At 62.4% G+C, this 21,105-nt stretch carries 22 protein-coding genes and 1 tRNA gene; 11 read left to right on the top strand and 12 right to left on the bottom strand.

Translation table 11 applies throughout. From position 1 onward, the window contains the following. Nucleotides 1–39: 39 nt before the first annotated feature. Complete coding sequence (locus OKA05_RS00590) at nt 40–1,059, bottom strand: ABC transporter permease (protein ID WP_264485138.1); 1,020 nt, start codon at nt 1,057–1,059, stop codon at nt 40–42. Further along, on the bottom strand, nt 1,056–1,973 hold the full coding sequence (locus OKA05_RS00585; protein WP_264485137.1) for an ABC transporter ATP-binding protein: 918 nt from the start codon (nt 1,971–1,973) through the stop codon (nt 1,056–1,058). Before OKA05_RS00585 ends, OKA05_RS00590 begins: the two co-directional genes overlap by 4 nt. Nucleotides 1,974–2,022: 49 nt before the next feature. Between OKA05_RS00585 and OKA05_RS00580 the strand changes: the two genes are divergently transcribed. The 3 genes from OKA05_RS00580 to OKA05_RS00570 all read left to right on the top strand — a co-directional run bounded on the left by OKA05_RS00580 (nt 2,023) and on the right by OKA05_RS00570 (nt 3,839). Continuing rightward, complete coding sequence (locus OKA05_RS00580) at nt 2,023–2,412, top strand: hypothetical protein (RefSeq protein ID WP_264485136.1); 390 nt, start codon at nt 2,023–2,025, stop codon at nt 2,410–2,412. A gap of 119 nt (nt 2,413–2,531) precedes the next feature. Continuing rightward, entirely contained in the window at nt 2,532–3,176 is a 645-nt protein-coding gene (locus OKA05_RS00575; protein ID WP_264485135.1) for a L,D-transpeptidase, read from the top strand. 42 nt (nt 3,177–3,218) lie between these two features. After that, entirely contained in the window at nt 3,219–3,839 is a 621-nt protein-coding gene (locus tag OKA05_RS00570; RefSeq protein WP_264485134.1) for a matrixin family metalloprotease, read from the top strand. A gap of 193 nt (nt 3,840–4,032) precedes the next feature. Here the strand turns inward: OKA05_RS00570 and OKA05_RS00565 are convergent, their stop codons facing one another. The 4 genes from OKA05_RS00565 to OKA05_RS00550 form a co-directional block, all read right to left on the bottom strand. Further along, nucleotides 4,033–4,803, bottom strand: coding sequence for a 3-keto-disaccharide hydrolase (locus tag OKA05_RS00565; RefSeq protein ID WP_264485133.1), 771 nt, complete (start codon nt 4,801–4,803; stop codon nt 4,033–4,035). A gap of 103 nt (nt 4,804–4,906) precedes the next feature. Further along, on the bottom strand, nt 4,907–6,475 hold the full coding sequence (locus OKA05_RS00560) for an aldehyde dehydrogenase (NADP(+)) (protein ID WP_264485132.1): 1,569 nt from the start codon (nt 6,473–6,475) through the stop codon (nt 4,907–4,909). 138 nt (nt 6,476–6,613) lie between these two features. Further along, complete coding sequence (locus tag OKA05_RS00555; RefSeq protein WP_264485131.1) at nt 6,614–7,519, bottom strand: dihydrodipicolinate synthase family protein; 906 nt, start codon at nt 7,517–7,519, stop codon at nt 6,614–6,616. 23 nt (nt 7,520–7,542) lie between these two features. Continuing rightward, entirely contained in the window at nt 7,543–8,499 is a 957-nt protein-coding gene (locus tag OKA05_RS00550) for a proline racemase family protein (protein WP_264485130.1), read from the bottom strand. Between the two features lie 94 nt (nt 8,500–8,593). On the opposite strand from OKA05_RS00550, the gene OKA05_RS00545 reads away from it, so the two are divergent. Next, the gene (locus OKA05_RS00545) at nt 8,594–9,343 is read left to right on the top strand and encodes an AraC family transcriptional regulator (RefSeq protein ID WP_264485129.1); all 750 of its coding nucleotides are present in this window, start codon (nt 8,594–8,596) and stop codon (nt 9,341–9,343) included. A gap of 502 nt (nt 9,344–9,845) precedes the next feature. Here OKA05_RS00545 and OKA05_RS00540 read toward each other — a convergent pair. Next, nucleotides 9,846–10,262, bottom strand: coding sequence for a secondary thiamine-phosphate synthase enzyme YjbQ (locus OKA05_RS00540; RefSeq protein ID WP_264485128.1), 417 nt, complete (start codon nt 10,260–10,262; stop codon nt 9,846–9,848). A gap of 81 nt (nt 10,263–10,343) precedes the next feature. On the opposite strand from OKA05_RS00540, the gene OKA05_RS00535 reads away from it, so the two are divergent. The 3 genes from OKA05_RS00535 to OKA05_RS00525 all read left to right on the top strand — a co-directional run bounded on the left by OKA05_RS00535 (nt 10,344) and on the right by OKA05_RS00525 (nt 12,471). Beyond that, on the top strand, nt 10,344–11,459 hold the full coding sequence (locus OKA05_RS00535) for a lactonase family protein (RefSeq protein ID WP_264485127.1): 1,116 nt from the start codon (nt 10,344–10,346) through the stop codon (nt 11,457–11,459). 79 nt (nt 11,460–11,538) lie between these two features. Further along, a tRNA-Lys gene (locus tag OKA05_RS00530) sits at nt 11,539–11,611 on the top strand. Between the two features lie 344 nt (nt 11,612–11,955). After that, nucleotides 11,956–12,471 (top strand): hypothetical protein, encoded by a 516-nt coding sequence (locus tag OKA05_RS00525; protein ID WP_264485126.1) that lies wholly within the window; start codon nt 11,956–11,958, stop codon nt 12,469–12,471. 703 nt (nt 12,472–13,174) lie between these two features. On the opposite strand, the gene OKA05_RS00520 is transcribed toward OKA05_RS00525, so the two are convergent. Beyond that, on the bottom strand, nt 13,175–13,735 hold the full coding sequence (locus tag OKA05_RS00520) for a hypothetical protein (protein ID WP_264485125.1): 561 nt from the start codon (nt 13,733–13,735) through the stop codon (nt 13,175–13,177). A 466-nt stretch (nt 13,736–14,201) separates the two neighbouring features. On the opposite strand from OKA05_RS00520, the gene OKA05_RS00515 reads away from it, so the two are divergent. Then, a complete protein-coding gene (locus OKA05_RS00515; protein WP_264485124.1) occupies nt 14,202–14,861 on the top strand; it encodes an SOS response-associated peptidase family protein in 660 nt (219 codons plus the stop codon). Between the two features lie 118 nt (nt 14,862–14,979). Here OKA05_RS00515 and OKA05_RS00510 read toward each other — a convergent pair whose 3' ends face one another. The 4 genes from OKA05_RS00510 to OKA05_RS00495 form a co-directional block, all read right to left on the bottom strand. Continuing rightward, complete coding sequence (locus tag OKA05_RS00510; RefSeq protein WP_264485123.1) at nt 14,980–15,369, bottom strand: hypothetical protein; 390 nt, start codon at nt 15,367–15,369, stop codon at nt 14,980–14,982. A 456-nt stretch (nt 15,370–15,825) separates the two neighbouring features. Then, nucleotides 15,826–16,683 (bottom strand): helix-turn-helix transcriptional regulator, encoded by an 858-nt coding sequence (locus tag OKA05_RS00505; RefSeq protein ID WP_264485122.1) that lies wholly within the window; start codon nt 16,681–16,683, stop codon nt 15,826–15,828. A 203-nt stretch (nt 16,684–16,886) separates the two neighbouring features. Then, nucleotides 16,887–17,549, bottom strand: a complete 663-nt coding sequence (locus tag OKA05_RS00500) for a hypothetical protein (RefSeq protein ID WP_264485121.1) — start codon at nt 17,547–17,549, stop codon at nt 16,887–16,889. Nucleotides 17,550–17,778: 229 nt separating this feature from the next. Then, complete coding sequence (locus OKA05_RS00495) at nt 17,779–18,027, bottom strand: hypothetical protein (protein ID WP_264485120.1); 249 nt, start codon at nt 18,025–18,027, stop codon at nt 17,779–17,781. Between the two features lie 340 nt (nt 18,028–18,367). Between OKA05_RS00495 and OKA05_RS00490 the strand changes: the two genes are divergently transcribed. The 3 genes from OKA05_RS00490 to OKA05_RS00480 all read left to right on the top strand — a co-directional run bounded on the left by OKA05_RS00490 (nt 18,368) and on the right by OKA05_RS00480 (nt 20,950). Beyond that, on the top strand, nt 18,368–18,973 hold the full coding sequence (locus OKA05_RS00490) for a hypothetical protein (RefSeq protein ID WP_264485119.1): 606 nt from the start codon (nt 18,368–18,370) through the stop codon (nt 18,971–18,973). A gap of 181 nt (nt 18,974–19,154) precedes the next feature. Continuing rightward, nucleotides 19,155–20,096 carry an FkbM family methyltransferase gene (locus OKA05_RS00485; protein ID WP_264485118.1) on the top strand — a complete coding sequence of 314 codons (942 nt, stop codon included), beginning with the start codon at nt 19,155–19,157 and terminating at the stop codon, nt 20,094–20,096. Continuing rightward, the gene (locus OKA05_RS00480; protein ID WP_264485117.1) at nt 20,093–20,950 is read left to right on the top strand and encodes a hypothetical protein; all 858 of its coding nucleotides are present in this window, start codon (nt 20,093–20,095) and stop codon (nt 20,948–20,950) included. Before OKA05_RS00485 ends, OKA05_RS00480 begins: the two co-directional genes overlap by 4 nt. The last annotated feature ends 155 nt before the right edge of the window (nt 20,951–21,105 follow it).

Genomic DNA, 21,105 nt, shown 5'->3' with positions numbered 1-21,105 from the left:
TCTTGGCACTTGGAACTTCCTCACTTGGAACTTCTCCTCTCAATAGTCCCTCCTCACGAAGATCCACCCCGCGAGGCTGAGGAAGACGAGCTCGAAGGCCGCCGAGGTGCCGAAGACGTACCAGGCGGAGTGGCGGTCTTCCATGCGGCGCATCGCACCCGTCATCGTCGGGTCCGGCATCTGGCCGGTGAGCAGCATGTCGAAGGTCACGCCGGAGAGCAGCGAGTCGCGCTCGGGGAAGCGGATCAGGCGCTTGAGATAGAGCGTGCAGTCGCGCGTCTTCGGCAGGAAGGAGGCGAAGGACTTGGCCGTCCGGTGGGCGGTAATCATGCCCGGACTTGCTTCGACTTTCTCGCCGGAGGTGACCTCGCCGGTCTGGTAGTCCACCTTCATCCCGACCTCGGGAATCAGGTAAGCGCTTTTGTAAAGGAAGCTCTCCGTCCACTGCCCGAGCAGGCTGATGCCCCATACCACGCCCGCGGCAAGCAATGCGGCGAGCGTGGACTTCGACCACACGCCGATCCACACCGCCACGACATAGACCAGACTGAAGACAAAGGTGACCACCGGCACCGCCCAGAAGAGCGTGAAATTCCACTCGCCGAGCCGCAGGCCGAGCGAGAGGAACACGATCAGGGTGAACAGCCCCACCTGCATCGCCACGAACAACAGCCCGCCGAGGTACTTCAGCAGGAACAAGCGGATGCGTCCGACCGGCTTCGACACCGAGAGGCCGATCGATCCCTCCGCGAGGAACTCGGGGAAGATATTCGCCGTGGAAAGCAGCGCGAGGGCGACCGCGAACCACGCCAGCCAGAAGCGCGCGATGATGTCGGTGAAGAGCATCGTGTAAAAGGCCGCCGCCTCGGGCTTGCCTGCCTTCAGTATCTCGTTGTCGATCTGCTTCCAGCCGAAGCCCACCGACATGCCCTTGTCATTGAATCCGATCGAGGCGTAGAGCAGCGCCACCAGCATCGAGATTCCGAGCGCCACCCAGAAGAGCCGGCGGGCGCGCAGCAATCGGAACGAATCCCACAGAATCGCAAGTGCCGCTCTCATGCCGCCCCCTTTCCAGCCTGGACGGCCTGCAAGAAGATATCTTCCAGCGAGAACTTCGCCTCGCGGATTTCGCGGATCGCCACCCCCGCCCCGCGCAGCAGATCGATGATCGGCTGCACCGGCACGGCGTCATCCGACTGGATGGCGATCAGGTCGCCCTTCACCTCGAAGCCTTCGCGTTCGAGCCCCTCGCGGATCTGGGGCGGCACGGGACCGACCGTGCGGACTTCATAGCGTCGGCCGCGGCGGGTCAGTTGTGCCACGGTGCCGGTCTCGATCACACGGCCCTTGGACAGGATCGCGACCTGGTCGGCAACTTGCTCGACCTCGGCGAGCAGGTGGCTATTGACGAAAACCGTGCGGCCTTCGTCGCGCATGCCTTCGATCATCTTGCGGATCTCGATGCGGCCTTCGGGATCGACGCCATCGGTCGGCTCGTCGAGGAAGACGATGTCGGGCTCATTGACCAGGGCCTGGGCGAGGCCGACGCGCTGGCGCATGCCCTTCGAGTAGGTGCCGAGCTTCTTGTCGCCCCACTCCGCCATGCCAACTCGTTCTAACAATCGAGTGGTGCGCTCCCGGGTCGTGCTCTTCGGCACCCCGGCGAGTCCGGCGGAGTAGCCGATGACCTCGCGGCCGGTGAGGTATTCGGGAAAGCGTGCGTGCTCCGGCAGGTAGCCGATGCGGCGGAGGGTCTTGCGATGGCCGATCGGCTCGCCGAGCATGCGCCCGCGGCACTCGCTGGGGCGGACGATGGTGAGCAGCGACTTCACCAGCGTGCTCTTGCCCGCGCCATTCGGGCCGAGCAGTCCGAAGACGCTGCCCCGCGGCACTTCCAGCGACACGCCGCCGAGGGCCTCAAAGCCCCCGTAGCGCTTCCGCAGGTATTCGATCTCCACCGCAGGTCCATCCATGGTGCCGGGAGTTGATCGACGGCACGGATCTTTGCCAAGTGGGAAACCCGTGCCGCTTTTCAACGCCAAAATAGGAGATTCCCCTTCGCGGCTCGGAGAGTTAAGACCTTCGCCGGGAATGAATGTAATCGGCACCTTCCTTCAGGTTGGAATATTGTGGTTTCTCATCACCCTGTTCACTCGCTCGGAAAACTCGTCGCACAGCCTCAATGAGACCTGGATCGTCGTGATCGGGATGCTGATCGTGAGCTTTCTTTCCGGCCTCCTGCTAGGCGGCATTTTGGGTCCGTTCACGGCAATCATCGACATTGCGGCCCTGTATCTCCTGGTGGACAAGGTCTGTGGAACCAGCCGAAAGGTGACCATCAAGATCTGCGCGTGGTATTTGGGCATCTCGTTGCTGTTCAGCCTCTTTTTCATGATGCTTTCACGCGGGTGAGCTCGGCGTGGCGCACAAACCAGTGGGAAACCCGCCCATCGCACGGTGCAGCGCCGCCGGCTGAAAAGTCTCGCCCCGCCGCAAGACATCGGATGATCTCCCGCCAGCGTTCATCCGCCATGCGACACCTCGTCCTTTTGCTCGCCCTCCTCTGCCTCCCCTCCTGTTCCCTCTTCCACAGCGCCCCGCCACCGAAGGCGACGCATGTGATGTATGAGTGGGACGACGACAAGGGCCCCGGTGAGATCTCGGTGGAAATCGACCTTTCCTCGCAGATCGCCACCTACCAGCGCGGCAGCCGGACCATCGGCTGGTCCTTCGTCTCGACCGGCAAGGAAGGACACTCGACCTCACCGGGAAACTACAAGGTGAGCGAGATGATGGAAGTGAAGCTCTCCAATCTCTACGGCTGGATCACCGATCCTGCGGGCAATGTCAGCAATGGCGACGCCCAACCGACGACGCCAATCCCGGAGGGGCACACCTATCATCCCGCGCCCATGCATCACTGGATGCGGCTGACATGGTCCGGCGTCGGCATGCATGCGGGCGAAATCCCCCGCCCCGGCGATGCGGCGTCGCACGGTTGCATCCGTCTTCCCAGGGACTTCGTGCCGAAGCTCTATGAGGTGGCCAAGGTCGGCACGCCGGTGAAGATCCTTAAAACGGGTGCGCCCAAGGCCAAGCTGCCCAAGGCCCCGGACGCCGATCCGGATACGATTTCAGTCCCGGGCTCGCCAGCAATCGGCATCGGGCGAGACTAGGCGGGGACTTGCGGTGAGCAGTGGAGAGGGCATGGTGGGCTCATGATGATCCTCCGCCGGGCGCTGCTGCTGCTTCTCGCTTTCGCCAAGCTGGCTGTCGCCGAGGAGGAGAAGCCCGCGATGATCGCCCTGCAACCGCTGGGTCCCGTGAAGGCGGAGCGGATCGCCGTCGTGAAGCGCGGGCTGGAAGAGGCCTTCGGGGTGAAGGTGGCTCTGTTAGAGAACCGTCCCCTTCCCAAGTCAGCCTGGTATGCCCCGCGCAGCCGCTACCGCGCGGATGACCTGTTGGAGCACTTGAAGGAGATCGTGCCCGCAAAGCATCCGGTGGTGATCGGCATCACCGAAAAGGACATCTCCACCACCAAGGACGAGCACGTGGACTGGGGCATCTTCGGTCTAGGCGAATTGGACGGGCGCTCGTGCATCGTCTCCACCTTCCGCCTCGGTGCCCGCGGCGCGGATGAAGCGAAGCTCCGCGACCGCTTGCGGAAAGTAGCCATCCACGAGATCGGCCACGTCACCGGCCTGCCGCATTGCCCGCAGGCCACCTGCGTGATGCAAGACGCCGAGGCCAGCATCGAGACCGTGGACCGCGAAACCGGCATCTTCTGCGAGCCCTGCAAGGCCGCGAGCCTGAAGTGGCTGCAAGACAAGTCGAAGTAAGGGGATGGATGGCGATGGCGAATGGAAGATGGTGGTCTGCTGGGAGCGCCGGTCTTCAGACCGGCTCGAATGGTCCTTCGCTGCGCGCTCAATCTCCGCCACCTATACCCGGAGGCACTTTGATATCTGTCTGCTCTTGGAGCCCATTCGGCCGGTCCGAAGACCGGCGCTCCCGGCCCACCCAACTCCACCATCACTCCTCCAGCGACTTCAGCTCAATATTCCGGAACCACACGCCCTGCCCCTCCGCCTGAAGCGCGAGGTGGCCATAGGAAAGCATCATCGGAGCACCCGCCTTCAAGAGCGGCTCGGCGGGCGAAATCCGGCAGGCGGGGTCGAGCTGCGGCTTCTGGTAGCGCAGCACTTCCTTGCCATTCACGCGGTGGATGACCTCGTCGTTGCCGTGGACCTCGACCTCGATCTTCACCCACTCGTCCGCGGGGAAGGTCGGCGAAGTGGACTCGACGATGTGCTGCACCACCTTCTTGCCCTCGAGTTCGAGGTGGGTGCCGGGCGTGCAAACGTTGCCGGTCGGGCGCTTGCCCTTGCCCTCGTCGGCCAGGAATTGGAACTCCATGCTGACCGGGAAGCTCTGCTTGAGCCCCATGCTCTGCGGCGGCTGGGAATGGATCATCACGCCACTGTTGAGGTTCACGTAGCCCGGAGCGTCGGCCATCATCTTGCCCTCGAAGCGGTATTCCATCCGCAGGATGTAGCGTGAGTAGGCGAGGTTCGAGTACAGGTGGCCATACTGGTTGTCGAACTTGCCGTACTTGTCATAGCTCACCTTGAGGATGCCATCCTCGACGCGAAAGGTATCGTGCGGGTTTGCGCCAAGCGCATGGCCGGAAACCTTCGGCGTCCAGCCATCGAGATCCTTGCCATTGAACAACGAAACCCAGGGATGCTCGGCGGCGCGGAGCGACGGGAGCAGGGCGAGAACGGCAAGGACGAGTGCTTTCATCGTGGACACGATGGTGCCTGCTCATCCTGAGCTGGCAATACCGCGCGCGTGAAATCACCTCCCCCATGTGGGTGAGCATCCCCGGCTACCGGCGTCTTACCCGTCAAACAAACTGCCCGTCGACAAGGCGACGGATCCCCCGCGGGTTCACCTCCTGCAGCTCGGCAGGCAGGCAGGCATCGGGAAATCCTTGCCACGCGACAGCCCGTGTGAAGCGGTGGATGGCCATGGTGCCCACCGAAGTACTACGCCCATCGGAGGTCGCCGGGAAGGGACCGCCGTGGACCATGCTGTGGCACACTTCCACACCGGTGGGAAAGCTGTTGAAGATCAGGCGACCGGCCCGCGATTCCAAGGCCGCCACCAGCGAGGCATTTGCGGCGAGTTCCTCGCTCGTGCCGTGGACGGTGGCCGTAAGCTGGCCCTCCAGCTCCGGAATGGCTGCCTCGATTTCCTCCAGCGAACCGCGGACGATCAAGGTCCCCGGGCCGAACATTTCGCTTCGCAAGACATCCGCCTCCAGGAAGCGGCGCAGCGAAACGCTGAAGACCGCTGCCGCACCCTGACCGTCACCGGCGGTCGCACGGGCAATCGTCTGGACGCCCTCGGTTGACGAGATCGCTTCGACGGTGTCGGCGTAGGCCTGGCAGATCGCAGGGCTAAGCATCGTGCCCGGCGTGGCCGCGGTGACCAGTTCGCGGAGACGTTCGATGAAGCCGAACCCCTTGCCCTCTGGCAAGAAGACCAGCCCCGGATTCGTGCAAAACTGGCCGACGCCGAGCGTGAGCGACCCGAAGAAAGCCTCGGCGAGTGCCACTTCACTACGCTCAAGCGCGCCCGGCAGAATGACCACCGGATTGACCGAGCTCATTTCCGCATACACGGGAATCGGTTGCTCGCGATTGGCCGCGGCAGCCATGAGGGAGGTGCCTCCACTACGCGAACCGGTGAAGCCGACCGCTTGGATAACGGGATGCTGCACCACGCTGATTCCCACGGTGCGACCTCCGCCGTAGAGCAGCGAGAACACACCCTCGGGCATGTTCGTCGCGAGGGCGGCTCGCATCACGGCACTACCGACCAGCTCTGCCACACCGGGATGCGATTGATGAGCGATCACCACCGCCGGGCAACCGGCAGCGAGGGCAGCGGCGGTGTCGCCACCGGCCACCGAGAAGGCGAGCGGGAAATTGCTGGCACAGAAGACCGCCACGGGACCGAGCGCGCGGTGCATCGAGCGGAGGTCAGGCTTCGGCACCGGCTGTCGTTCGGGCTGGGCGTGCTCGATGCGGGCATCGACCCACGAGCCTTCTTCCACCAGCGCCGCGAACATCCGGAGCTGGCCGGTGGTGCGGGCCGTCTCGCCACGCAGCCGGGCCTCCGGCAGGCCGGTCTCCTGCGGCCCGCGCACGGCGATGTCTTCGGCGATCTTTTCGATCTCCTCCGCGATCGCACGCAGGAAGGCCCCGCGCTGCGCCCCGGGCAGCGTCGAGTAGGCGGGAAACGCCAGCCCGGCGAGCTCCACGGCACGGTTCACTTCATCGGCCGTCGCCGCGAGATACGCAGGCTCCAGCTTTCCGCCGCTGGCGGGATGGATGGCTTGGCCGCAGACGTCGCTGCCGCTGCCGCGGGAAAAACCGATGATGGAGGTGCCGAGAAGCTGGGTGGTCATGGTAGAGACAAACAAGATGAGGAGGGTTGACCTGAGGTCAACCCAGTGTGGACGAAACGTCTGCATGCCCGCTGACGGCGGGAAAATAAGGAGTGTCGACATTCTGTCGACACGGCGTGGACAGAATGTCCAAGCTCCTTATACCACCGGCGCAGTCGCAAGGGCCTTTTCGATGATCGCGGTGGCCTCGGCGAGCTCCTTGCCCTCGAGTTCCAGACGCGGTGCGCGGACGCGGTTGTTGCCGAACTTCCCGCCGCTGGCGAGGGTCTGCTGGAGCTTGATGAGCTGCACGAACTTCACAACCGTGTCCATGCGCAGCATCGGCAGCATCCACGTGTAGATCGGCATGGCCTCCTCGATGCGGCCGGTGGTGGCGAAATCCCACAGCTTCACATTGTGCTTCGGGAAAGCGCCGCCCACGCCGGTGATCCAAAAGGTCGCGCCCATCGCGGCACCTTCCACCGCGCAATCATCCACGCCCACGCCGAGCGCGAGGCGGTCGCCGCAGACTTCGCGGATGCCCGCGATGCGGCGGGCATCGGTGGAGGACTCCTTCACCGACTCCACGTTCGGCAGCTCATCGGCGAGCTCCTTGATGTGCAGCGGGGTGAAGTCGGTCTTGTACGCGACCGGGTTGTTATAGATGATGCAGGGCAGTTCGGTGGCGGAGATGACCGCCTTCATGTGCGCCTTCATCTCGCGCCAATCCGAGGCGTACAGATAAGGCGGCAGCACCATCAGGCCGCGGCAGCCATTGTCCTTTGCAGCCTTGGCGATATCGACGGCTTCCTTGGTCGAGAGCGAGGCGACGCCCGGGATGATCGGCGTGCCCGGCAGCGCATCCACGTAGGTCTTCTGCAGCGCCAACTTCTCCTCAAAGGACAGCGTGGCACCCTCGCCCAGCGAGCCGTGGACGACGATGGCGGTGCAGCCTCCCTCGACGAGCCACTTGCCATGGTCCGCCATGAGCGCGTGGTCGATGCTGTAGTCTGCGTTGAATTGCGTGAGGGTGGCGGGCATGACGCCCTTCCAAGTGATGCTCATGTCGGTGCGGTGGTAGTAGTTTGTTAGAGGGATGTCGGGATGCCGTTGCGGAAAGGATCGGCGGGATCGAAGTGATAGACGGACTCGCCGGTGATCCAGGCGCGCCCCGTCACACGCGGCAACACCTTGCCATCGGGGAGTTCTTCCACGGTGCCGGTGAATACGGTATCGAGAATGCCGGCCTGCCGCCAGATCACGCCGGGCTGGAGCTTCCCCGCCGCATGCAGGCAGGCGAGCTTCGCGCTGGTGCCGGTGCCGCAGGGCGAGCGGTCATACGCCTTGCCCGGGCATAGGACGAAATTGCGGCTGTCCGAACTCGCCGGATCGGTCGGCGGCCCGAAGCTCTCGATGTGGTCGATCTCCATGCCGTCGTCGCCGGTGATGCCATGCTTCCCCAGCGCCTGGCGGACGGCCCACGTGAAATTTGTTAGGGCATCGAGGTTCGCGAACTCCACCGCCGGGCCCTGCCCATCGATCAGGAAGAACCAATTCCCGCCCCACGCGATGTCGCCGCGCACGGTTCCCCACCCCGGCACTTCCACCGGGACCTCGGCGGCCATCCGGTAGCTCGGGACATTCGCCACGGTCACCGAGCCATCCTCATGCACCCGCGCGACCACGACCCCAACAGGCGTATCGATGCGATGGTCTCCCGCGCCGATCTTCCCCATGTGCACCAGCGTCGCAGCGAGTCCCACGGTGCCGTGGATGCACATGTTCAGGGTCGAGACGTTGTTGAAAAAGATCACGCCGCAGCAGCAATCCGGCTCGGAGGGCTCGCACAGCAGCGCGCCGACCATCGCATCGTGGCCGCGCGGCTCATTGCACACCGCAGAGCGCAGCCAATCGTGCTCCGTGGAAAAACGGGTCGCCTTCTCCCGCATCGTGCCGGGCCCGAGATCGGGCACACCTTCCACGACCACACGTGTGGGTTCGCCTTCGGTGTGGGAATCGATGACTCGGACTCGGGGATCGCTCATGGGTTGATGGATTTTTAGCATCAGGGTCTAGGCGAAAGGGCTAGCGACTGCCTCCGAATCCGTATAGCAACACCAGCGTATTCTTCTATCCAAGATGACGCCGGCCGCCCGACTCCGCAGGACCTTTTTCGACTCTCTCGACGGGATGCCGCCGGTGGACAGTCTTTTCGACGCTGTCCCGGACATCGTGTTCTTCGTGAAGGACGCCTTCGGCCGCTACATGGCGGTGAACCAGACTCTGGCCACCCGCTGCGGCCTGCCGGACAAGGAATCGGCCATCGGTCTAACGGCCGAGGAGCTTTTCCCGCCGCCGCTCGGCGAGGGCTTCGTCCTCCAGGACCGCGAGATCCTCAAGACCGGCCTCGGCATCCGCGATCACCTGGAGCTGCACCTCTACCCCGGCGGCCGCCGCGGCTGGTGCCTCACTTTCAAGGAAGCGGTGAAGGCGAAGGACGGCCGCATCATTGGCGTCTGCGGGATCTCCCGCGACATGCACGGCCCGCAGGACCGGCAGGAGGACTTCGCCGCCATGTCGAAGGCGATCGACCACATCCACAAGCACTTCGATGAGCCGCTGCGCCTGCCCCAGCTTTCCGAGATGGCGGGTCTGTCCATCTATCAGTTCGACCAACGCATCCGCGCGCTCTTCCACGTCACCGCCGGCCAGTATCTCGTGAAGGTCCGCATCGATGCCGCCTGTGAACGGCTCTCGACCACGAATGAGGTCATCGCCCAGATCGCCCTCTCCTGCGGCTACTCGGACCAGTCCGCATTTTCCCGGCAGTTCAAGCAGGCGGTGGGCATCAGCCCGCTGGCATACCGGAAGAAGATGCAGGGGCAGTAGTTGTGGGAATCTGGCATTGGGGAGCGGCGGTGTGAGCGGGCGGACTTGCTCCCCGGGAGCGCCGGTCTTCAGACCGGCCCGAATGGTCCTTCGCTGCGGCTCTAAAAACCGCGCCCGCGAACCACTCGACCTCGCGGGCCGTATGCCACCCTACGCCAAGGCTTCGGAGGCCAGGAAATCCCGCGCTCCCCAGCAAGCCGTCGCGACGCCTCCGCGGCTCTTCATTCGTTATCGGGCCCGCCGCAGTGGTCGGAGACCCGGACTGCGCGCAGCCCTGCTGCCGCCCGATGCCAGCAGCCCTGCTGCGGGGAAGCACCCGGCTGCATCCGTCGTCACCCACAAGGCGTAGGAGGAGAACAACGAAACAAGCGAAACAGACGAAACCACAACCATCACCCAACAACTCAACAACCCAACAACCCAATCACCCAAATCACCTCAATTACCCCAATTACCCCAATCACCCCAATTACCCCAATTACCCCAATTACCCCAATTTCAATCACCCCACCACCCCCACCACGATCTCCCTCCGATGCGCCGCCCGCCGGTGCTCGAAGAGAAAAATCCCCTGCCACGTCCCAAGCACCATCCGCCCGCCCATGATCGGGATCACTTCACTCGTCCGGGTCAGCGCCATGCGAATGTGGCTCGGCATATCATCCGGCCCCTCATCCGTGTGCACGAACCACGGCGTATCCTCCGGCACCAGCCGCTCGAAGAATTCCTCCAAGTCCCGCCGCGCACTCGGGTCGGTATTCTCCATGATCACCAGGCTCGCCGAGGTATGCCGCACGAAGACCGTCACCGTGCCCGTCTCGATCCCGCTGCGTTGGACGATGCCCGCGACCTCCGCCGTGATCTGATACGTCCCCTTGCCGCGGGTGCGGATTTCGAAGGCTTCGGCGTGCGCGGGCATGGCCGGGATATGCCGCGATGACCCGCTTCGCGCAACGATTGTGATCGAATTCCCGCCTCTGCCGGGTAGGAGAACGCGATGATGAAATCCAGCTTCGCCCTCCTCGCCGTCAGCGCGCTCGCCCATGCCGCCCCCTTGCCCATCGCCATCGGCACGAATACCGGCGGCAGCGGGAAAAGCGAGGGCATCTACCTGTCCTCCTTCGACCCCGCGACCGGCGAATTCGGCGAGGTGAAGCTCGGCGCGAAATACCAAGGCCCCGGCTTCCTCACCCTGCACCCCACTCTGCCGCTGCTCTACTCGGTCGGCCGCGCCGAGGCCATGCCGAAGGGCAGCCTGGCCGTCTTCACGCTGGGCGCCGGGCCCTCGCTGGAATTCGTCACCGAGACCTCGTCGCAGGGCAACAATCCCTGCCACCTCGCCGTCGATCCCTCGGGTAAAATGCTCGCCACCGCGAATTACAGCGATGGCACGACCACCGTGGTGCAGCTCGATGCGAAGGGCCTGCCCGCCGGCCTCGGCTTCGCCCACAAGGTCGAGGGCAAGGGCCCGCACCCCAGCCGCCAGGACGGCCCGCACGCCCATGGCGTCTATTTCCGCGGCAAGCACCTGCTCGTCCCCGACCTCGGCCTCGACAAAGTGCTCACCTACACCCTGGACCCCGCGACCGCGAAGCCCGCGGAGGCCGAACCCGCCTCATCCGCAAGCACTCCGGGCGCCGGCCCGCGCCATCTGGATTTCTCGCCGGATGGCAAGCACGCCTACGTCGTCAATGAGCTGACCAATACCGTGACCGCCTGCAGCTTCAATGCCGCCAAGGGCACCCTCGAGTCCATCGGCGAACTCCCCACCCTGCCGGCCGACTGGAAAGGAGGCAGCTCCACCGCCGAGATCCAGGTCCACCCCAGCGGCAAGTTCGTCTATGCCTCGAATCGCGGGCACGACAGCATCGCCGTCTTCGCGCGCGACGCCGCCACCGGCAAGCTGACCTCCGTCCAGGTCGCCCCCTGCGGCGGCAAGGTCCCCCGCCATTTCACCATTTCCCCCGACGGCAAATGGCTCCTCTGCGCCCACCAGGACTCAAATACCCTCGCCTCCCTCCCGCTCGATCCCGCCACCGGCAAGCTCGGCGAACCCAAGGCCACCACCCCCGCCCCGAACCCCATCTGCATCCTCTTCTTGCCGGTCGCCAAGTGACCGAAAAAGTGCCAAAATTCCTCTTGCGCCGCCCGGATCGAAATGCATCCTTCCGGCCCCGCCGCAAGGCGGTCACAACGCCTCGATAGCTCAGTTGGTAGAGCAGAAGACTCTTAATCTTTTGGTCCTTGGTTCGAGTCCAAGTCGGGGTACCTTCACTTTCAAAGAGTTACAAAGCAAACGGGCGGGGAGCGAAAGCTCCCCGCCTTATTTTTGCCTTAGAATCGGCCTTTGAAAATCAACGGGTTTAGACTCGCGAGCATTACTTTCTTTGTTCCTTTTGGCTACTAGGTGGGGTCGTTAGGACCCGGCCCGTGAAGGCCCTTCCTCCGGGCTCTTCAACGCAAGGCGACAATCACCCACGCACTTCCTTGGAAAGCGGGGCGGATTTAAGGAAGAAAGTCACCCGCAGAATCCAGTTCAAAGCCGGTCACTTGCTGGGTTGCCACGGCCCTATTATCCTTGCTCCCAAGGCCAAACTCAGAAACCTCCGCATATGCAAAAATATGCCCATCTCGGTCGGCTCGCCCTAGTGACAGTCGCGTTAACGGAAACAGCTCTGGCAGGAAAATTCGACAACGAACTTGAGAAGCTACAGAAGGCGAGAGACGAAGCAGTAGCCAAGGCCACCCTCCCAATCGACCGCAAGTTCAAAGCCGAGCTTGAAGCGCTTCAGCGCAAAGTAACATCGGCGGGCGACCTCGAAACCGCACTCGCAATCAAGAAAAAGATTGAAGTTCTTGAGGCTGCCGAGAAGGGCTTCCCTCTGGACGATAGCGTGTGGAAGGAACGTCACCGAACCTCAACCATCCACTTCAAAAAGGGTGGCAGCTACCTTGAGGAATGGGAGAGAGGTCCGACTAAAGGAACGTGGGAAAGAATTTCGACCGCTGAGATTCGCGTGATGACGGGCGGCAGGCCGACGATTTTTGTTCTCGGCGAAAAGGGGGACACATTGACCCGTCCGAGTGACGGCTTGGTCTGGGATATAGTTAAGAACAAGGACAAGTGACTCGGCTAACACGACGTCTCCCCCGCCGCGCCACGTCGGGGACTTCGGCCACAAGCTACACGTTGAAACCATGGACAAAATCCTCAGGCGGAACCGTTAGCCCCTCGCGTTTTTCGACGCCAGTCGGAACGCGCAAGCCACCCAGCCCAAAGCCCAACAAAGGAAAAGAAAACGAGGGAGTCGGGGACTGTCAGCCGGTGCGTCGTCTCCCCCTTCGAACGTTCGCGAGCCGTCGCAAGAAAAAGCACGTGCGAGCGAAGCGAGGGCGACGTTGACCGTGGTGTGTAGTAAAATTTAAAGGGAGTCCCCCTCCTCTCGCGAGATAAAGTAAAAGTCTGACCGTCTTGTCTCGTAATCAGCAGTTCTTCCCCAGCCACCGGCAGCCTATCCACGTTTTCCACTCGCGTGCCGCTTCCTCAGTAATTTCTTCATGTCGCGCCACGAAGTTCCGGCTATCTGGCCATCCCTCGGAATTCCGACATACATAGATTTCTCCTCCAAGTTGACCCAATCCCCAAGGGCGCGCACCGGTGAAACCCACCCACGATTCGTATTGGGTCCAAAGCCGCCACCCCCAAAGCAAGAAAACCAATCCCGGCAGACCAAGCCAGAAGAGGCGAGAACGGAGGATGGGGCGCGGCGTCACTAGTGGAGCGAGAAAGGCAACCAAAAGGAATTGGAGCGGATGAGGGGGCGGGGGCATTCATTCCTCGAATTTGTCGAACGGTTCCGCGTCCTTGATCCTCTTTACCCGCTCTTCTTTCTCAAGGTCCCAATCTTCCCATGAACGCAGAATCTTGGTGGGCGGCGTTCGATTTTCCGCTTGAGCCAACCTGAGCGTCACCACGCCCTTGTTCGTTACGGCATGTAAATCCTCAACGTGAGTTCTGCGGTCAAACCGAAGATTAAGCTCGTCGGAAAAAAGGGAATAGTAGACCGACCAATTTGCCTCAGCTGTAGTATCCGAGCGTCGGCAGACTAAACAGCCGTATCCGTCCGCCCCAGCACCGTCCGACCGATACCGAAAGAGAAGAAGAACCAACAGTTTGAGGTCAGGCGATACGACAGCTTGGGTGATGAACACCCCAGAAGAAAACTGAATGGGTTCCTTCCGCCCCGGAAGGTAAAAATACTTCGCCCCATTGACGTGGCCGTAGTGCGCTTCGAGATCATTTCCCAATGGAACCGAATTGATCTCCTCGATTGCTTGGGCGGCTACGATGGCCGCGAGAAAAACAAGACCGCCAAAAGTTCTTCCTTTCATGCGGCCCTTCTATTTGGCCCCTCAGCCGAAAGCAATCCCGCCGCGTGAAGCTCCTTCCCTGGCCGGATTTTCGGGTCCGCCTCAAAGCGCCGTCAACAGTGCCGATTTGCCCGCTTCGTTCTTGCCAACAAGGCACGTTAGGTCCTCAAGGGTGAACTCTCTGCTGTCTTCAATTGATGGGGTACCGGCGCCCGCATCGTAACATTCTCCAGACGCTTCTGCGGCGGACCAGCCGGCTCGGTGCATCGGCCGCACCGTCCCAAAAGCGGCTTCCGCAGCCTTGAATCCCTCAAACTCTCAAGCTCCGCTCCTCCGGTCTGGTAGAGCTACCGGAGGAGCGGAGTTCCAGAACGCACATCAAAGACCGCGTCCACCCCCAGACAAGGAACCCAAGCACGAGGATTCCAAACCAAAAGGATTTCCCGCGGATGAGGCGGGCGGTTGACCCGGCTGCTACCTTCCTAGCGTGTGCACCTACCACAAGGTCCAGCTAAAGAAGGCCGCACGGCACGGGAAGATCGACCCGGCATTGTGGAACAAGCTGAACGCCGACTTTGAGGAATTCAGCGATCAAGGCATCGAGCCCTCCATGCCCCTGGCAGTGATCACGGGAGAGCGTGAGGTCGTGGTAATGACGTGGGGATTCCGCCGCCGGTTCAAGCGGAAGGACGGCAAGCCGGGACCCGATGGCACGGGCCTCACGGCAGCGAAGCCCGTCGTGAATGCCCAGTCCGAGAAAATGGGCTCCTACATGTGGAAGGACGCTTACCAGCACCGCCGCTGCATCGTGCCTGTCACCGAGTTTTACGAATGGACCGGCCCCACGGGAGCCAAGGTCGCCCACCGCTTCCACATGGGCGGCGATTGCTTCTTTGTCGCGGGACTTTGGGAGGAATCCCCGGAATTCGGTCTCTGCCACACCATGCTCACCACCGAGCCCAACCGCGAGGTAGCCGCAACGGGGCATGATCGCTGTTTGGTCGCGCTACTGGACCACGAGATCGACCCTTGGTTAGACGGCATGGCGCTCGCAGACTTCCACCGGCCAGACGGCATGTTCCAAGTGGAAAGCAACGTGCCGAATCCACGAGGCGGCAAAAGGCCGGAACAGGGAGAGCTATTTTAGTTCCGCGGAAGGTGCTTCCTCTCCCCCCGCGCCCGCCACGCCAAGAAACAGGCGACGAAAAGCCCGAGCCAAAACGACGGGCGGCGGCGCGTGCGGTGCCAGATGCCGGGGCCGGGCGTCATGGGCATTTCTTTTGTTCCCGCTTCCAGTGGTAGAAAAGCCAGGTGGACCATAGGAAGACGAAGCCTGAAATAATCCAGCTATCGGGGAGCTTCACGCGCGGCCAATCCGGCAGGAGCGTATCTTCATAGCCAGTGGCCCAAGGTCCAGCCCATACCTTATAACCAAATATCAGCGGAGGCATGGGCGTGATTCTATGCCCCCAACGGCCATTCACCAGGAAAGTAGCGCAATCCTCTCGGGCAAGCTCGTAGAAGCCGGATGTAGCCTTTTGGAAGACTACCCTTGTTGTCGTGCCGCGCGATTCAAAAGAAGCCCACCCCAAGAACACCAAAACACACAGCCCGAGCCAAAAGTTCTTCCAGCGGTAGAACGGGCGCGGCTTCATGCGAAAGGTTTCCGCTGCCTTCTAACACGCCGGAAAAGGAACGCGAGCCACGGAACGAGGAAGAGGAGGATGAGGAACCAGTGGGCAACAGAAACCTGACTTCCCTGCAGGTGAACATAGGCGGGGAATGCTTCCTCCTCGTTCCCGTGCACGCGGTGAAGGGTCCACCCCGAAGGCATGAATGGGTCATACCACGCGAACTCTACAAATACGCACCCGGAACGCTGTCCAACGCTGCGGCATGGTGTCGAGGCGTTCTGCTTGAACGTCAAAAGACTTGGATGGGGTGCGACCGACAAATTCCACGCCCACCCCAGGAACCCGAGGACCAGAATCCCGAGCCAAAAGGATTTCCACTTGATGAGCGCGCGCGGCTTCATGGGTTTGGCTTCCCTTGCCTCCTAACATGCCAGAAAAGGAACCCAAGCCACGAGATGAGCAAGGCCACTCCACCCTCTACAGAGACCCGGCCCGCCAATCGGACGGGCGCATGCCCTTCTCTGCAACGAAGGCCTTGGTGAAGTGGCTGAGGCTGCTGTAGCCCACTTCAAAGGCAGCTTGGCTCACATTGCGATTCCCCTCCCGCAACAGACCCGCCGCGATGTCGACACGGATCTGACGTAGGGTCTGCGAGATGGTATTTCCCGTGTGCTGCTTGAAGAGCCGGCTCAGGTAGCTCGGGTCGGAACCCACATGCTCGGCCAAAGCCCCCAGGTTCAGCTCGTCGCGGAAATGTTCCCGCAGCCACATCACGGCCGCATCGATACGCTCCCGCAGCGGGTCACGGTCAGGTCCGGTGGCAGCGTCGATCCCTCCGAAGAGACTGAAGCACTCGACGATCTTGCCATTGAACCACGTCGGCTGAAGCGCCCGGGGAACCGGCGGGCTGAGAAGGGATTCGCAGAGCATCCGCTCGGTCAGATTGATGGGACACAACTGCCCGGCATCCTCCGGGCCACTCATCCCGCGAAGAAGGGGGTGCAGCCCTTCGAGCGATTCGCAGAAGGTTGCCGCCAGCCAATCGGACGTCGCGGACATCACCACGAAACGTTGCACCTCATCGCCCTCCGAGCCGTTGGCGTGCACCGCATCCGCCGCAGGTGTTCTCAAGATGGCCGCCGTGCCGGGGCCAAGTTCCAGCCGCTCCCGTCGACCGGGAACTGACAGGCTCCCTTCGAGGTTTAGGACCAAGTGCACCATCTCCGGCTTGAGCAGCTCGCTCCAGTTCACCGCTTGGGCTCTCTCGGCATGCACTCCCCACAATGCCACGCCATCGCCAGAGTAGAGGAGCGCCGGTGCGTGCTGAGGGAGCATGGTGCGTGCTGTCGGGGATGCGATTTTCAGAGGCTGGATAGGGAGATAGCTCTCCTAGAACGCGCGACGGGCCGTTCCCTTAGGCCTCTTTTAGCGAAAAGAAGCAGGCCCGAAGTGTGGGGCCTCAGGGAAAATACCTTCTGGCTTTAAAGCATTCGGGAGAACGGTGGTCGTCCAACCCGGGGATGCAGGTGAGGACTCAGTTAGACCGCGAGTGCCTGCAATCTCTGATACACGCTCTCGCCGGGCGACTCTACCAGGCCAAGGGTGGCATGGTAGCGGAAGCCCGATTGCCGGGCCGCAGCTTCATCGAGCGCAGCTCGTGCGTGGCTACGCGCCTGCTCTCGCTGGCCGCGAGCGTCGAGGATGAGCGCGTGAATCGCATTCACCCGATAGCGCTGGACGGGGAACATCCCGTGCGCGAACTCGCCAAGCACTGCCAGCGCTTCGTCGTAAAGCTCCGGCAATGGTGTCGTCGCGATGAGCCAACCGAAATCGATGTGAGCATCCGTCTGATGCCCCTTGAAGACCCTCTGCGCCTGGAAGACCTGGCGGTAGGCATCCATGGCACGCTCCGTGTCTCCCAGACCGAGATAGCAGTCGGCGCGGTGATGATACACCGGGGCAAGTTGTGCGTCTTCCCGCCACTCGGCCAAGATCATGTCAAGCAACTCGAGCGCGGCGGAGTAGGCCTCGCGGGTCCCGGTGGTGAGTAGTTCGTAGGCTTGGATGCGTGCATACTGTGCCTTGTTGAAGGCACCACGGCTGCGTCGAAGCCGCTCGAAGAACTCCTCGCGGTCGATCGGCGTCCAAGTCTTCCGGCGATACCAGTCGTCAGCCATGTGCGTGGGGGTGCGGGCTTTCACGTGCAGTGATCCAGCCCTTGCCAAGGGAGCCGCGATCCCTCGGCAAGGCGAGACCAAACGCTTGCCACGGCCCGCGCTTCGTTCGCAGGCCCTACGGGGCGGGCGCCGTGTCGAGCTTGGAAAGCCGCCGCTCTCGCCGCCAGCGCCACGCCATCCAGCAGCCCCAGAGTCCTAGGAAGGAAAAGAATAAGAGGGAGTCGGAAACCCTAAAGTAGCGGAGCCCCGCCTCCTACCAGTCCACCAGCATCCACCGCACGTCGAACTCGTAGCGCGAAAACCACCACCCCGGCGAACGGATTTCACCTGAGGCAATGTAGAATGATCCATCCGCCTGAACGACCCAGAGCGATCCCGTTTTCCACGAACATGCCAAGCTTGTTCCATTCCGGTAGCTGTCCCACCAAGCCCACGCCAGAAAGCACGCGACGAACAGCCCGAGCCAGAATGAAACGCGGCGGTAGAGCGGGCGCGAAGTCATGCTGTTAGTTTCTTTTGTTCCCGCTTCCAGTGCCTGACGAGCCAAGCGGACCACAAGATTAGGAAAAGCAGAATGAGGAGCCAGTGAGGTAGGGATCACGTGGCATCCAAGAAATTACCATATCCGTCCTGCGTGCTTAAACCACCGGCACGGGCTGACATCATGCGATCCTTGCGCAGCCCTGACCGCCGGCCCGACGAAGGCTGGCTAGCCGAGCGGCGCCTGCGCTGCGGAGAAAGCGATCACAGACCGGGAGGAAGTTTCCCTAATGGCAACCCGATCTGGATCGTTGAATCTACAAGCGCTCCGCCACCCGAATCCCCCTTCGCCATCTCCACCCATGAATCTCCCTCGCTGCCTGCTTGCGATCCTCCTGCTGATGGTGACCAATTCTCGGTCTGAGCCACCCGCTTTCCTCCCGCCCGACCAATCAAGCACCGAAGGAACGCACACGATCAGCATCAAGCGCACGTTCGCCAACGATGAGCTGGGAAAGCTCATCCTCGCGGCAGAGTCCTTGGCTCCACCACGGGCAGAAGTGGTCAGCGTGTTGGAAGATCGGGGAAACGAGGCAATGCAACGCCTTCAGCCGAAGGATCTCTGGTGGTATAGTTCATTCGACAGCACCCTCATTCCCTATGCCCTCACCAGCGGATGCCTCACGCACCTTACCGAGCGCAGCAATGCCTTCGTGAAAAGCGTGGCAGAGGGAAAGCCCATCATCGGTTCGAAGCACTCGAAACTGAACTACACTGCCACGGCCGCCCGCCATGAGCAAATCGAGCTGGAGGGGCAGAAGTTCAGGAATGTCACCGTGGTCACAATGAACTTGGAGTGGAGCCAGCAGTCGATGTGGTTCAGCAAGAAGCGGGTTGTCGTTTTTGACGGGAATGGGAAGACCGTGAGGGTCTTTCACGACGGCACCACGGACGTAGGGGTGATCTGATCGCCTGATGGCACTCATTTTCCGACCGGCTGCGATCCGGCCGGGCTCGATAGGCCCGCTGGCCCACCAAAGATGGGGGGATGGGGATTTGATCCCCCGGGGCTTCCGCCCGCTCCAAGGCATTCTTTCCCCGTGCTTGCCCCCCACCCCGCCGCCGCCCACACTCCCGGCGCGCCGCTTCATGAAAGTCAGCCCCTACAAGCGTTTGGAGAAAGCCGTCAAACGCGCCTACCTCAAGCCCCTCACCCTGCTCCGCTACGGCACCCTCCGTCCGGAACGGGCCAAGCTGCACGGCAGCGAACACTGGATCTACATCGATCCGGGCGACCCCTGCGCCCAAAAAAAGGTGATCGAGGAGCCCCTCCGCGGAAAAGTTTCCGACAACCTGATTTTCTGGCGCGATTTCAATACCCACCTCAATCCCGACCTGATCGTGGACGTGGGGCTGAACTACGGCGAATGCATGTTCGGCACCGATTACGAGACGAATGCGACGCTTTTCGGCTTCGAGGCGAATCCGCGGCTGATCCCGCACCTGGAGAAAAGCCGCGAGGGCCACCCGGCCGGGACGCGCATGACGATCACCAATTGCCTGGTCTCCGACGCCCCGGCGGAGGACATCCCGTTTTTCGTGAATCCGGACTGGAGCGGCAGCTCCTCCGCCGTCCGGGAGATGAATGACCGGCCACAGACGCTGGAATTCAAGCTGCCCGCCAAGACCATCGACTCCGTGGTGCCGCTTTCGGTGGCCCGGGGGAAGACGCTGCTCTTCAAGATGGACATCGAGGGCTACGAGAGCAAGGCACTGCGCGGCTTCGTGGAGACGCTGGCCTCGGTGAGCCGCTCGGTCGGCTTCATCGAGTTCGATGCCCAATACATCACTTGGGCCGGCCAATCGCCGATGGAGTATCTCGGCTGGCTGCAGCAGCGCTTCCACACCTACCGCCTGGCGAACATCAAGTCGAAGACGCTCAAGCGGGTGGACGGCTTCGCCGACTTGCCGAAGCTGCATGGCGACCCGAACCGCGTCCACGTGGACCTGGTGCTGGTCGGCAAGCAGTCGCCCGACAACTGGCTCGCGCCGCAGTGGTCGATCGTGGAATCCAGCGCAGGGGCGGCATGATTCCCGAGCTCCCCGCTGACACGCTGGCGGAAGTGCTTTCGCTGGCCGATGACCTTGACTCGCTGCTGACGCGCAAGCCCCGCACCACGGCCACGCCCTTCGACGCGCGGCGCCGTGCTTTGTTAGAGAAACACCTCGGCCGGGACTTGAAAGGCCCGATCGAGCCGCTGACCTGCATCGGCGATAGCAATACGATGTTCTTCGCCGGGGCGGAGCGGCTGCGCTTCATCCGCTACCGGCGGAGCGCGTTTTGGAAGCCGCATTGGATCAATCGCGGGCTGAATGTGCTGCCGTGCTTCCGCGTTTTTCACGTCGGCCCGGCGACCGCTTGGAAGGCCGGCGATCTGGGTTCCTCGACGCGCTCGCGGGAGAAGATCGAGATCGTCTTGAAGAAAGACGTGAAGCCGGGGAGCAAGGTGCTGCTGTCCTTCGGCGAGATCGACTGCCGCATCCACATGGCCAAGGCGGTGATCGCCGGCGGCCGGATCGACGAGGTGGTCGAGAAGACCGCAGCCAAGTTCGTGAAGCTGCCGCAGGCAATCGCGGCGAAAGGTTTCCGGCCGATCGTGTGGGGGCCGCCGCAGATCATCCCGAAGGACGAGAATCTCTCGAGCCCCACCTTCCCCTTCATCGGTTCATGGGAGCTGCGGAGGGACATCACCTATGCCTACATCGCGCGGCTGCGGGAGCATTGCGAGAAAGCGGGCATCCCGATGGTCGCGCTTGCAGGGAAATACCACGATCCCTCGGTGAAGGCGGACATCGCACTTTTCCATGATAGCACCCACCTCTCGCAGCGGCTGATGCCGTTGGCGCTGGCGGAACTGCAAAAGGCGGAGGTGCTGGCGCTGTAATGAAAACGCGAGGAAGACATCTCCCGCTTCATGGTAGGCGCATTGGTAACAAAGCGGAAGCACCGGGGCTGCCCGCTTCACCGGACCGTTCAGCGCTGTCACCAGCGCGCCTACGCGGAAGGCCGACGCGCCTACGGTTTGCCTTCTCCGGTCCC

The organism is Luteolibacter arcticus (assembly GCF_025950235.1).
Classification (GTDB): domain Bacteria; phylum Verrucomicrobiota; class Verrucomicrobiia; order Verrucomicrobiales; family Akkermansiaceae; genus Haloferula; species Haloferula arctica.
The sequence above is the reverse complement of the archived record's forward strand: the minus strand, read 5'-3'. Positions and strand labels throughout refer to the sequence as shown.